This is a genomic window from Kribbella endophytica, assembly GCF_054781295.1.
In genome coordinates this window covers 1,388,391-1,400,584 of sequence record NZ_BAAGUR010000001.1, presented here as the reverse complement: position 1 = coordinate 1,400,584, position 12,194 = coordinate 1,388,391, and the positions used below count along the sequence as shown (strand labels likewise).

Annotated in this window: 12 protein-coding genes; 2 read left to right on the top strand and 10 right to left on the bottom strand. The window is 69.9% G+C overall.

Annotated elements, in window-relative coordinates:
* Position 1 precedes the first annotated feature (1 nt).
* From ACYVIO_RS06725 to ACYVIO_RS06705, 5 genes are all read right to left on the bottom strand, one after another.
* Positions 2 to 961, bottom strand: a complete 960-nt coding sequence (locus ACYVIO_RS06725) for an ABC transporter substrate-binding protein (RefSeq protein ID WP_460649773.1) — start codon at positions 959 to 961, stop codon at positions 2 to 4.
* Positions 958 to 2,931 carry an ABC transporter permease gene (locus ACYVIO_RS06720; RefSeq protein ID WP_460649772.1) on the bottom strand — a complete coding sequence of 658 codons (1,974 nt, stop codon included), beginning with the start codon at positions 2,929 to 2,931 and terminating at the stop codon, positions 958 to 960. Before ACYVIO_RS06720 ends, ACYVIO_RS06725 begins: the two co-directional genes overlap by 4 nt.
* Positions 2,931 to 4,013, bottom strand: coding sequence for a quaternary amine ABC transporter ATP-binding protein (locus ACYVIO_RS06715; RefSeq protein WP_460649771.1), 1,083 nt, complete (start codon positions 4,011 to 4,013; stop codon positions 2,931 to 2,933). The genes ACYVIO_RS06720 and ACYVIO_RS06715 overlap by 1 nt, the downstream gene beginning before the upstream one ends.
* A gap of 388 nt (positions 4,014 to 4,401) precedes the next feature.
* Entirely contained in the window at positions 4,402 to 4,863 is a 462-nt protein-coding gene (locus ACYVIO_RS06710; RefSeq protein ID WP_460649770.1) for a group II truncated hemoglobin, read from the bottom strand.
* Between the two features lie 30 nt (positions 4,864 to 4,893).
* The gene (locus ACYVIO_RS06705) at positions 4,894 to 5,802 is read right to left on the bottom strand and encodes an aminoglycoside phosphotransferase family protein (RefSeq protein WP_460649769.1); all 909 of its coding nucleotides are present in this window, start codon (positions 5,800 to 5,802) and stop codon (positions 4,894 to 4,896) included.
* 47 nt (positions 5,803 to 5,849) lie between these two features.
* Between ACYVIO_RS06705 and ACYVIO_RS06700 the strand changes: the two genes are divergently transcribed.
* The gene (locus tag ACYVIO_RS06700; RefSeq protein WP_460649768.1) at positions 5,850 to 6,584 is read left to right on the top strand and encodes a hypothetical protein; all 735 of its coding nucleotides are present in this window, start codon (positions 5,850 to 5,852) and stop codon (positions 6,582 to 6,584) included.
* 3 nt (positions 6,585 to 6,587) lie between these two features.
* Here ACYVIO_RS06700 and ACYVIO_RS06695 read toward each other — a convergent pair whose 3' ends face one another.
* The 4 genes from ACYVIO_RS06695 to ACYVIO_RS06680 all read right to left on the bottom strand — a co-directional run bounded on the left by ACYVIO_RS06695 (position 6,588) and on the right by ACYVIO_RS06680 (position 9,468).
* Entirely contained in the window at positions 6,588 to 7,247 is a 660-nt protein-coding gene (locus ACYVIO_RS06695) for an NADPH-dependent F420 reductase (protein ID WP_460649767.1), read from the bottom strand.
* 46 nt (positions 7,248 to 7,293) lie between these two features.
* On the bottom strand, positions 7,294 to 7,977 hold the full coding sequence (locus tag ACYVIO_RS06690; RefSeq protein WP_460649766.1) for a class I SAM-dependent methyltransferase: 684 nt from the start codon (positions 7,975 to 7,977) through the stop codon (positions 7,294 to 7,296).
* Positions 7,978 to 8,014: 37 nt separating this feature from the next.
* Positions 8,015 to 8,494, bottom strand: a complete 480-nt coding sequence (locus tag ACYVIO_RS06685; RefSeq protein WP_460649765.1) for a TIGR04222 domain-containing membrane protein — start codon at positions 8,492 to 8,494, stop codon at positions 8,015 to 8,017.
* Between the two features lie 143 nt (positions 8,495 to 8,637).
* Positions 8,638 to 9,468, bottom strand: coding sequence for a siderophore-interacting protein (locus ACYVIO_RS06680; protein WP_460649764.1), 831 nt, complete (start codon positions 9,466 to 9,468; stop codon positions 8,638 to 8,640).
* 168 nt (positions 9,469 to 9,636) lie between these two features.
* On the opposite strand from ACYVIO_RS06680, the gene ACYVIO_RS06675 reads away from it, so the two are divergent.
* Complete coding sequence (locus ACYVIO_RS06675) at positions 9,637 to 10,965, top strand: ATP-binding protein (RefSeq protein ID WP_460649763.1); 1,329 nt, start codon at positions 9,637 to 9,639, stop codon at positions 10,963 to 10,965.
* Here ACYVIO_RS06675 and ACYVIO_RS06670 read toward each other — a convergent pair.
* Entirely contained in the window at positions 10,955 to 12,178 is a 1,224-nt protein-coding gene (locus ACYVIO_RS06670; RefSeq protein ID WP_460649762.1) for an MFS transporter, read from the bottom strand. The two genes, ACYVIO_RS06675 and ACYVIO_RS06670, sit on opposite strands and share 11 nt — an antisense overlap.
* Positions 12,179 to 12,194: the final 16 nt, after the last annotated feature.

Below are 12,194 nucleotides of genomic sequence, written 5' to 3'. Positions count from 1 at the left end.
CCTACTTGCCGAGCCAGGCGTCGACCTTCGAGCGGTTCTCGTTGACCCACTTCTCGGCGGCCGCGTCGGGGGTCATCTTGTCCTCGGCGATGTACTTGGCGACGACGTTCTGGTCGTCGTTGGTCCAGGTGAAGTTCTTCACCAGGTCGTACGCCGGGCTGCCGGAGTCGGCGAACTTCTTCGACACGATCTTGTCCAGGTCGTACGCCGGGTAGTCGCAGGCGATCTTGGCCGGGTCGGCGTCGCAGCCGGCCTTGTACGCCGGGAGGTCGACCTTGACCAGCTTCAGCTCGTTGAAGAACCACTGTGGCTCGTAGAAGTAGCCGATCACCGGCTTCTTGTTCTTCTCCGCGTCGCGGAACGCCTGGATCAGCGCGGTCTCGCTGCCGGCGTACACGACCTTGTAGTCGAGTTTCAGGTTCTTCACCAGCGCCTCGTCGTTGGTGACGAACGACGGGTCGCCGTCGAGCAGCTGGCCCTTGCCGCCGGACTCCGACGTCTTGAACAGCGACGCGAGCTTGTTCAGGTTGTTCCAGTCCTTGAGCTCGGGCTTCTCGGCCGCGAGCCACGGCGGCAGGTACCAGCCGATCAGGCCCTTGTTCCCGGTCGGGCCGGCCTCGACGGCGACCTTCTGCTCGGTGATGTACTTCTTCTTCAGATCCTCGTGGCCCCAGTTCTCCAGGTTCACGTCGATCTCGCCGGTCGCGAAGCCCTGCCAGGCGATCTCTTCCTTGAGGTTCTTCTTCACCACCTTGCAGCCGAGGTCCTTGGTCGCGACGTAGGCCACCACCGCGGCGTTCGCCTCGTACCCGACCCACGGGCTGACGGTCAGGTTGACCGTGCCGCACTCCTTGCCGCCGTCGGCCGGCTTCTCGGCCTCGCCGACCTTCGCGCCGCCACAGGCGGTCAGGGCCAGGGCCAGCGCGCTCAGCACTCCGACGGAGCGGAGCTTGTTCGTCACCACAGGTTGTCTCCTCTGACTGTTCCTCTGAACTTCCTCGTACGCCGAGTCATCCGCTGGGCGGCCGCCTGCGTGATCCGGTCGAGCATCACGCCCAGCAGCACGATCGCCAGCCCGGCCGCGAGGCCCTTGCCGTACAGCTCGCTCTGCGCGAAGCCCGCGGCCACGTCGTACCCGAGCGCGCCGGCACCGACCAGGCCGCCGACGACGACCATCGAGAGCACGTAGATCAGGCCCTGGTTCACCGCCAGCGTGATCGCCCGTCGCGCGACCGGCAGCTGGACCTTGCTGATCACCTGCCAGGTGCTGGAGCCGACCGAGTTCGCCGCCTCGACTGTCGCCACCGGCACCGCTCGGATGCCGTCGGCAACGATTTTGGTCGTCACCGGTACGGCGAACACCACGGCCGCCGCGATCGCAGTGAACCGGCTGGTCCCGAACAGCGCCAGGAACGGCACCAGGTACACGAACGGCGGCATCGTCTGCCCCGCGTCGAGGATCGGCCGGACCCAGCTGTCGACCCGTTGGTTCCGCCCGGTCCACACGCCGAGAACGATGCCAACGGCAACCACCACGACGGTGGCCAGCAGCGTCGACGCGAGCGTGACCATCGCGTCGTGCCAGACGCCGGTCCCGACCAGGAGCAGCAGGCAGACCGTCGCCGGCAGCGCGGCGCGCCATCCGCCGAGCACCAGCGCGAGCGTCACGACGGCCGCGGTCACCAGCCACCAGGGCGACTCGGTGAGCAGCGCTTCCAGCGGGTTCAGTACGCCGAACGTCACCGCGTCGCGTACGCCGTACGTGAAACCGCCGAAGACGTCCTGCACCCAGGCCGTCACGTCGGCCGCCGCGACGGCGATCCGGGAGCCGAGGTTCACGTCGGTCGGGAACTCGGCGGCCCACAGGTAGGTCCGGGAGAACCAGATCGCGACCAGTACGCCGAGCGCGCCCGCGCCGAGCAGAATCTTGCGGCGCAGGCTCGCGATCCGCCACGGCCGGTCGCCCGCGGCGGTGGTCACGCGGTCGAGCACGATCGCGAGCACGACGATCGCGAGGCCGGCGTTGAACGCGACCCCGACGTCGAGCGTCTGCAGCGCCTTCAGCACGGTCTGGCCCAGGCCAGGCGCGTCGATCAGCGCGGCGACGGTGACCATCGAGAGCGCGGCCATGATCGTCTGGTTGATCCCGACGACGACCGTGCTGCGCGACATCGGCAGCAACACCTTCGCCAGCGTCTGCCCGCGGGTCGAGCCGAGCGACCGGGCCGCCTCGACGCTCTCGGCCGGGACCGAGCGGATCGCGTGCGCGGTCAGCCGTACGACGGGCGGCGCGGCGTAGATCAGCGTCGCGATGGTCGCGGCGGCCGGGCCGATCGCGAAGAACAGCGTCAGCGGCGCGAGGTACACGAACGTCGGCAGCGTCTGCATCAGGTCGAGCACCAGCGTCGCGACCTTGAAGAACCGGTCCGACAGCCCGGCCCAGATCCCCAGCGGGATCCCGGCCAGCAGCGCCAGTACGACGGCCGCGATCGTCAGCGAGAGCGTGTCCATGCTCTCCTGCCACAACCCCTGCAGCCCGATGAACGTGAGCCCGGCCGCGGTCAGCAGCGCGACCTTCCAGTTGCCGAAGGCCCAGGCCAGGAACGCCGACACCGCGACGACACCGAGCCAGCCGACGACCGGCACCGGGCGCCCGTACGACGGCTGGGCGATCAGGCTCTGGAGCAGGACGACGAGCTGGTCGACGACGACGCGGATCCCGTCCGAGATCGCGTTCCCGCTGCCGACGACGCCGGCCTGCTCGGTCAGCCAGCGGTGGAACGGCGTCGTGTCCTGCCCGCCGAGGGCCAGCGTGTGGACGCCCCGCAGTACGAACCAGAGCGCGAGCCAGACGACGAGCAGGCCGCCGACGAGCACGACCTTGCGGGGTTTGCGCACGATCAGCTCGATCGAGCCGGTGATGGACGCCATCAGAATCGCGAGGACGAAGCAGCGGGAGCCGCGTCCGCGACGACGGCGAGGATCTCCTCGTCGCCGATCACGCCGAGCAGCTGCCCCTCGGCGACGACCTTCACCGGGCGGTCCGACTCGAGCACGAGCCGGGTCGCCTCACGGACCAGGACGTCGGGGCCGAGCTCCGGCCCGTCGAGCTGCTCGCCGTCCCGCGGAGGCCGGACGATCCAGCGCAGAGTCAGTACGTCGGCCCGCGGGATGTCGCGGACGAACTCGCGCACGTAGTCGTCGGCCGGCGCTCCGACCAGCTCGTCGCCGGTGCCGAGCTGGACGGCGGCGCCGTCGCGCATCAGCAGGATCCGGTCGCCGAGCTTGAGCGCCTCGGACAGGTCGTGGGTGACGAACACCATCGTCTTGCCGACCTCACGGTGCAGCCGGACGACCTCGGTCTGCATCTCGCGACGGATCAGCGGGTCGAGCGCGGAGAACGGTTCGTCGAACAGCAGTACGTCGGGGTCGTTGGCCAGCGCGCGGGCCAGGCCGACCCGCTGCTGCATGCCGCCGGACAGCTGCTCGGGGTACATGTTCTCGTTCCCGGACAGGCCGACCAGGTCGATGACTTCCTGGGCCCGGCGCTTGCGGTCGGGCTTGCTCTCGCCGCGCACCTCCAGCCCGTACGAGACGTTGTCGATCACCTTGCGGTGCGGGAGCAGACCGAAGTGCTGGAACACCATCGAGAACTTGCTCCGCCGCAGCGTGCGCAGCCGCTTCTCGTCGGCGGCGCGCAGGTCCTCACCCTCGAAGATCAGCCGGCCCGCGGTCGGCTCGACCAGGCGGGTCAGGCAGCGGACCAGCGTCGACTTCCCGGAGCCGGACAGGCCCATCACCACGAACACCTCGCCCGGCGCGACGTCGAAGCTCAGGTCGCGGACGGCCGCCGTACAGCCGGTGCGGTCGTAGAGGGTGGCCCGGTTGAGCTCGGCCAGCTCCGGACGGCGTGGAACGCGGGCCGCTTTGGGGCCGAACACTTTCCACAGGCCCTGGACCGACAGCAGAGCCTCGGACTCCTGCGGGTCGGGGTACTCGAGCTGAGCGGTCACAGTGATTCACCCTCGCATCCCCGGCGGCCGGGTTCGTCGTGAACGGCGACTTTATCGAATGCCCGGTCCGGCAGTGCCGGTCCGGGTGTCTGAGCGGTCAATGACCGCCGTCCGGCGGGTGACCGGCACAAGTCACTTCATCACGGATTTTGCTGTCCACACAGCAAAATCAAACATACGTCCGACCTGCGGAGAGACGGGGAGGTTGGAACAGGAGAGCGGGTGAGGGTGCGTGGGCCGGGGTGGGCGTCGAGCGCGGGCGGGAGTGCTCGGAGCGGGATGGGGTGGGGTGGGCATGGAGCCCGCGGGAGTGGGGAGGCGGCGAGGTGGGGTGCGGAAGGAGCAGCAGGGGTGGGGTGAGGCGGGAGGCAAGGTTCGTCCGCCTGGCTCAGCTTGGCTGGTACGGCGGGGCTTCGCCCCAGCCCCAGCGGGGGACGGGGGCCTGTGGCGGTGGGGTCGCGCCGGGCTGGGAGTTGGCGAGCGCGATGCGGGTGCCCCACTCGACGTACGCGACGAAGGCCGAGCGGAACTCGGGATCGGCGGGCAGCCCGGCGGGGTCGGCGCTGGCGGCGATCAGTGCGGCCCAGCGGGCGCGCTGCTGCTCGGTGAGGCCGAGGCCGATGTGGTGGCCGAGCATCGCGGGGTAGCCGCCGAGCTCGTCGGTGTAGGTCTTCGGGCCGCCGAAGACCTCACCCAGCCAGAGCGCGACGTGCTCGCGGTGCTTCGGGCTCATGTTCGCGAAGACGGGCGCCAGCAGCTCGTCCTCGAGGACTCGGTCGTAGAACACCTCGGTCAGCCTGCGCAGCGCCTTCGCGCCGCCGGCCCACTCGTACACGGTCGGTGTGGTCATCTGGATCCCCTCCCTTTCGTAATCATGTAATCATCTCCGAGGGTCGGTCAGCGCCGAAGCGATCGCGACCTGGACCGGATTGATCGCGTGCTCGTCGTCCTCGAGGTCCCAGAGCACGTTCTGGAGGATCCGCCCGAGCGTCCAGCCGACGGCTCGGTCGCGGTCGAGCGCGAGGCGGTCGACCATCAGATCGAAGCGGTACTGGATCGCGCGGTCGAGGTCGCCGGTCGCGAGCAGGTCGTCCCAGCGATTGTTGAGGGCCGGGAAGAGCTCGAAGCAGGGATCGCCGGCGAGTGGCTTCGGGTCGATCACGAGCCACGGCGCGCGGTCGGCGGCCATCACGTTGTCGTAGTGCAGGTCCCAGTGGAGCAGGCGGTCGCCGGGTTCTGCGAGCAGCTCGGTGACCCGGGCCGCGCAGGTCGTGGCGAGTTGCTGCTCCTGAGGGCTGACGAGCTTCGGGATCAGCGCCGGAGCGTCCTCGACCATTTCGGTGGCGACGGCTTCGAGGGTGCGCAGATCCTTGGGCGCTTCGGTGATGCTGAGGCGGGCGAGGAGCTCGGTCAGGATTCGGGTCGCCTCGACGTCGTCGGGCACGTCGTTGAGTGTCCGCGGGTTCAGCCGTTCGAGCAGGAGCGTGGCGGTCTCGTCGTCGTACTCGAGAACGCGGACCACGTCGTCGGCGTTCCAGGTCCGCAGGGCGAGGGCTTCGCCTTCGTTCTCGTCGTTGCGCGGCTGGAGCTTGAGGATCGCGGGCTCGCCGGTTGTTCGCCGTACGGGGAGGACGAGGGAGGCGGCGCCGTGCATCGGGCTGCCGTCGACGGTGAGCTGCCAGCGGTCGAGGTAGCCGGCCGCGGTCTCGGGGAGCGCCTTCACCCAACGTCGAGCTGCCTCGTCGGTGTGGGCGTCGTGGAGGGTTTGCGGGATCGTGAAGTCGGCCATCGATCAGCACAGTAGGTCGTCCGGAGTTTCTGTGCTTGGGTTTTCCCGTGAGCGGCGAACTGGCACGACGGCATCGCAAGGTCCAACTGGTCGTGGGACTGATCTACCTCGGTCTTCCGGTCCTGACGCTGGCGGTCAGTCTGGCGACCGCCGGGTTGGTGGGCGCTGTTGCACCGGCCGTGCTGCTGGCGCTCGGCGCGTTGCTCTTCACGCGGCAGCGGTTCCGTCCGCAGCGCTGGCGGATGACCGGCGCGATCTTCGGCGCGCTCGCCGCGGTCTACCTGACGCTCGTCCCGGACAACTTCGGGCTGGTGTTCATCCTGCTGGCCGTGCTGGTGATCTGGTGGCTCGGCGCGGGCGTCGGCGTCGCGCTCGCGGCGTACGCCGAACGCACGCTGCTCGTCCCGGTCGACCCGGAGCTCGCCGGTACGCCGTACGAGCTCGCCTTCCGCCTGCGCGGCCTGTGGGGCACGACCCTCGTCCTCGGCACGGAGACGGTCTCCATCCACACCATCCCCCGCAAACTCCGCGGCGCGAACCCTGAGGACCTTCGCCGGACCTACCCCTTCACCAAGGTCACGGGCGTCCACGAAGTCGACCTCTCCGGCTCCGAACGCCTCCGCTTCCCCATCCCCGTCGCGGCCGTCCGCACTCCCGGCCCGGCCGTCATCCTCCAGGCCGCCGGCGACGACTGGGTCCTCCCCACCAACCTCGCCCCCACCCTCACCCAACTCCTCCACCACCGCGTGGATGGCGCGAAGCAGGGCGAGGGCCTGGGCTGACGATCAGCCCTTGAACTGGGGCTGGCGGTCGGGGCTTGCCTTGGCGAGCGCCTCGCGGACTCCGTCGCTGTCGAGGTCCGCGGTGTAGACCGGGCTGGCTGGTTGCTGACGCCAGGACTCGGCGATCGGGCCGGCGTCTACCGGGTCGAAGCCGAGAGCATCGACGAGAGCGAAGACCTTGGCCTTCGCGTCCGCGTCGTCGCCCGCGACCGGGAGAGCGATTCGGCCGGCGGTTCCGGCGGGGACGCCGTTCTCGAGCAGGTGCTGGGCGTAGATGTTGTTGAACGCCTTCACGACCGGCTGTCCGAGGTGCTCGGAGACCCAGGCGCTCTCGGTCTTGCCCTCGTCCTCGATGCCCGCGATGCGGCCGTCGCGTTGCGGGTAGTAGTTGCCGGTGTCGACGACGACGTAGCCGGGGGCCGCGTCGGCGAAGAGGTTGGCGGGCAGGTCGAGGACCTTGCCCTGCGGGATGGTGACGACGACGAGGTCCGCGTCCTGGGCTGCCTCGGTGACCTGTACGGCGGTGGCGCCGGTTTCCTTCTCCAGGTCGCGCAGGGACTCGGGGCCTCGTGAGTTCGCGACCCGGACCTCGTGGCCGAGTGCGGTCAGGCGCCGGGTCAGGGTGCCGCCGATGTTGCCGCTTCCGATGATGCCGATCTTCATAGGTAGTTGCTCCTCTCGACCGGCACAACAACGGAACGGCCCGGGATCATCCGGTGCGTTGGTCGGTCCAGCTCATCGCCAGCGCAAAGCCCAGGTCGTCGTACCGGGCGCCGGGGAAGACCTCGTCGTACAGCTCGCGGAACGCGACGCGGCTCAGGTAGACGTCGCTGAGCAGGTGGTCGAGCCAGGGCTTGCTGTGCCAGAAGCGGAGTTCGAACCAGGCGTCGCGGACGCCTACCCGGCGTACGGACGGGAGGAAGCCGCGCTTGGCGCCGGCTGTGTAGACCCAGCGGGGTGGCGTCGGGTAGAGGTCGGAGACGTTGTCGAGGAGCGCGACGGTGCCGCCGGGGCGGACGAGCGACTTGAGCTGTTCGAGGCCGGCGCGGTAGTCGGGCAGGTGGTGCATCATCGTGTGGCTGTAGACCAGGTCGAACCCGTCGTCGCCGATCTCGAACGCGTCGGCGACCCGGTACTCGACGTTCGGCCGGGACCTGCGGGCGCGGGCGATGGCGATCATCGGCGCGCTCAGGTCGACGGCGAGCACGTGCTGGAAGTCGTCCGCGAGCCGTTCGGCCGCGTGCCCGGATCCGCAGCCGACGTCGATCGCCCGCTCGCCGTGGACGCCGAGGCCGCTCAACCACCCGATTCCCTGCTGCGGCTGCAGCGTGACGAACCGGTCGTAGTCGGTCGCGAACCGGTCGAACGATGCGGGATCCACCACGATGCTCATGCCAGTACGACGTCCGCCGCCCGCGGATTTGTTCGAATCAGAGCGGCGGGCTGACCGCTGTACGCCGTACGCCGGCCAGCTGCTCCCGGCCGTTGAACAGCCGTCGCAGCTCCGGTCCGACGATCGCGCGCGGCCCGATCGCGGCGACGCGGTAGGTCCCGATCGCGTGCTCCCGCAGCGACCGCCGCACCTGGCGGCCGTACTGGGTCAGCAGGCCCGGGAACCACCGGCTCAGCAGACCGCGCTCGACGAGCGAGGTCCTCAGCTCGGTCATCGCGGGGAGCCCGGCGACGGTGTTCAGAAGAGTCGCAAGCGGGATGCCACCGGCGGGAAGTGCGGCGAGCACCGCGCGTTCGAGCTGGTTGCTGCCGTCGGGGCCGAGGGCGTGCACCTCACGGCCGGCGAAGCCGATCACGCGCTCGTCGTGCAGCGCGAGGACCGCGACCAGTGCCGCCCGGCGCCGGCCGCCGCACAGGTAGGCGGTCTGGTTGAGGTCGAGCGGGTTCTCGGTACGCATCGGATCCTCCTGATCAGCTCGGCGACGTTCTCACCGGCTCAGACGGCCCGCACGCCTCGGCGGTTGCATCGAGTAGCAACGACCACGGAGCGTGCCCGCCCGACACCACCCCCCGGAGGGAGGGGGTCGGCGCCGGCGGAGTGTCAGTTGCCTGCGGCTTCGCGCTCTTTGCGGGCGGTCTCGGCCTTCTCGGCCTGCCAGCCGTCCTCGTTCTTGCCGATCCGCCAGTACCCGGACAGCGACACCCGGTCGCGCGGCAGGCCGCGCTCGCCGAACAGGTTCTTCCGGATCCCGAACACGAACCCGGCCTCGCCGTGGACGAACACGTGCACGTCGTCCGACGGGAACTCGAGCCCCGCCACCGCCGCGACCAGCCGCTCACCACGGCCCTCAGCCGCGCCGGCGCGGTGGAACCAGACCACGTCCGCGTCGCCCGAGCCGCCGAACTTCTGCTCCTCGGTCTCGTCCTCGACCTCGAGGAACACCTTGGCCGTCGTACCGGCCGGCAGCGCCTCGATCGCGGAACCGATCGCCGGCAGCGCGCTCTCGTCACCGACGAGCAGGTGCCAACCAGCGGCCTCGTCCGGCGTGTACGCACCGCCCGGACCGTTGAACCACAGCTGGTCGCCCGGCTTCGCGTTCGCGGCCCACGGGCCGGCGATCCCCTCGTCACCGTGGTGGACGAAGTCGATCGTCAGCTCCTGCGCGGCCTCGTCCCACGACCGCACGGTGTAGGTCCGCATCGTCGGCCACTGCTCGGACGGGAGCTGCTCGCGCACCTGACCCATGTCGAGCGGCAACGGGTACTCGACGCCGGGCTGCAGGAAGAGCAGCTTCACGTACATGTCGGTCATGCCGTTGCCGGTGAACTCGTCACAGCTCAGCACGACCCGGATCATGTGCGGCGTGATCCGCTCGGTCCGGCGGACGACACCGCGCTTGGCACGGCGACTACGGGGTGCGGGGGTGGGCACGCGACCACGGTTCCTCTCGGGCGGATCAGGGGATCCTGGTTCGACAAAGTTAGGTAGACCTAACTCACCCTAGCCGACCGGGGCAATCACCCACGGATCCACCGGCGAGCGGCCCGCTGTTCACCTGATGGTTGCCGGGGGCACGCTTGTGGGGATCAGCCTGGTGGGATGGACCCGATCTTCGGTACGCCGCAGCGGCCCGCCTCGCCGGTCACCCGGATCGACGCGGCCGGGCGGCCGATCTCGCTCGATCTGCGAGCGCCGGAGCGGAACACCGTGCTGTTCACCGGCGGGCCCGGGATGGGCAAGACCTTCGAGCTGGAGAAGGTCCAGGACCTCGCGCGGGCGCGCGGCTGGCCGTGCCTGAGGGTCGAGGCGTCGCCGCGGGAGCCGCTGGAGAGCCGGTTCGTGCGGGAGGCAACCCGCAAGCTCGGTGGGCTGCGCAAGCAGTACGGGTTCCTCGCGCTGCGGAAGCTGAAGAAGACGATCAAGAACCTGACCCAGCGAACGCGCAACCAGCAGAACGGCGCGGAGGTACGGGTCGGGGTCGCGCCGGTGCAGCTGGTCGCGAAGCGGCAGTGGGACGCGCCGGGCGGCAACGGGCTCGGCTCGACGCTCGACGAACTGGCGACCGAGCTCGGCGACCTGGCCGCGAAGAAGGGCGAGCCGGTCGTGCTGATGGTCGACAACCTCGACGTCGCCTCCGAGCGGGACCTGGCCGCGCTGACCGAGCTGTCGACGCATCTCGAGCGCGGCGGACGGCCGGTGTACCTGGTCGCCGCGGGCAGCGAGCTGGCGATGACGCGGCTGATGGCGGCGTCCGGCGGGCACTCCGGGGTCGCGACCGCGGTCACCAGCCGGTACGACGTACGCGAGTGTGGTCCGCTGTCGGGCGACGAGCTGCGGCCGACGCTGACCGAGCCGCTGCGGCAGGCGGGCATCGCGCACACCCCTGAGGCGGTCGACCGGTTGCTGCAGGCGTCGGGTGGTCATCCTGGGCGGTTGCGCGATCTGTCGGAGAAGGCGGTCGACCTGATCGGGAACCAGCCGGACGGGCTGACCCCGGACGTCGCGAAGGCGGCGGTCGCGCAGGTCAACGCGGATTCGCGGATCGTCTACCAGGCCGAGTGGAACTCGTGCTCGGCTGCGGAGAAGGAGTTGCTGGCGAAGACCGCGGCCCGGGGTGCGCGCGGGTTGTCGATGCCTGCCGAGACTCAGGCCGCCGGTCCGGGGAACTGGCCGGCGGTCGACAGCGCGCGGCAGATGCTGGTCGCGCGGGGGCTGATCCGGGAGGCGAGCGACCGGATCACTGTGGCGGATCCGGGGATGCGCGACTGGGTGGAGGTCCGCCTCGGTCAATCAGCCGCCACCGCGGGTGTTGCACTGCCGGGCTCGGCGGCTCCGGCGATCACGGCGGAGAGCTCTGGTCGGCACGCGGAAGGCGCCAGCACCTACACCCGCCAGGTCGGGCAGAGCACCTTCACCGTCAACCGCTAGCAGCGACTTGTCGAGAGGCCCGCTGCCAACTCAGCGCCAGCGGGATCGCGACGAGTAGGCCGGCGAGACCGAACCAGCCGACGGCGTTCACCGCATCGGTCTTGTCTGCAAGGAGTCCTGCGAACAGAGGGCTGACGCCGGTTGCCGTGGTGAGGCCCGAGTTGGACATGCCGATCGCTTGGCCCCGGCGAGCATCCGGCAGCAGGAACGTCATCGTCGTCGTGGACTGCATGACGACGATCGTGCCGAAGCCGCCGGCGATCACGAACAGCACGATCGACGCGACCAGCCCAGGACGCAACAAACAAAGGGCTACGGGCAAAGCGGCCAGGACGGCGAACGGACCGAGGAGCTTGGTGCGCCAGGCCTCGGGCACCCACTTGCTGAAGACGAAGGCGCCGATCACCGACCCGAGCGGATCCGCGGCGAGGATCAGCCCGACCGTCACCGAGCCCCCACCGAACACCGCCGCGTACGGCGCCGCCATTCCCTCGTACACCGCGACGATCGCCATCAGCCACAGCATCAGCACCAGCGCGCGCATCCCGCGATCCGCGAACAGCAGTCCCCAGGTCTCACCGGCAGACGATCGCCACGACCGCCGTACGCCGTCCTCTCGCTGACGGTCGGCAGCGGGCCGGTGCTGCAGCTTGGTCCGGATCAGCAGCGCGGAACCGAAGAACGTGACCGCGTCGACCAGCAGTACGACGTACGGGTTGAAGACCGCGATCAGCAGTCCACCACCGGCGAACCCGGCCATCTGCGCCGACTGGATGGTGATGCTGCGGATCGCCATGCCGGTCAGGTACCGCTCTTCACCCAGTACGGCGGGGAGCAACGCCAACTGGGCCGACTTGAACACCGGCTGCAGCAGCGACACGATCCCGACCAACACGCACATCACCGCGAACGGCATGCCCGGGATCGCCACCAGCAGGATCAGGCAGCCGCGCAACGCGTCGACCACCGCGATCACCTCGCGGCGCGGGAACCGATCGGCGAGCCCGGTCAGGAAGATCCCGCCGAGCAGCGACGGGACGAAGGTCAGCGCGTACGTCAGCCCGGTCAGCGCCGCCGAGCCGGTGTCGGCGAACACCAGCACCGACAACGCGACGCGGGCCAACTGGTCCCCGCAGACCGACTGCAGCTCCGCCAGCCACATCGCCCGGAACTCACGGATTCCCAGCACTTCCCGATAGCCGGCGTTCGCCATGCGCGGCAGCGTAGTT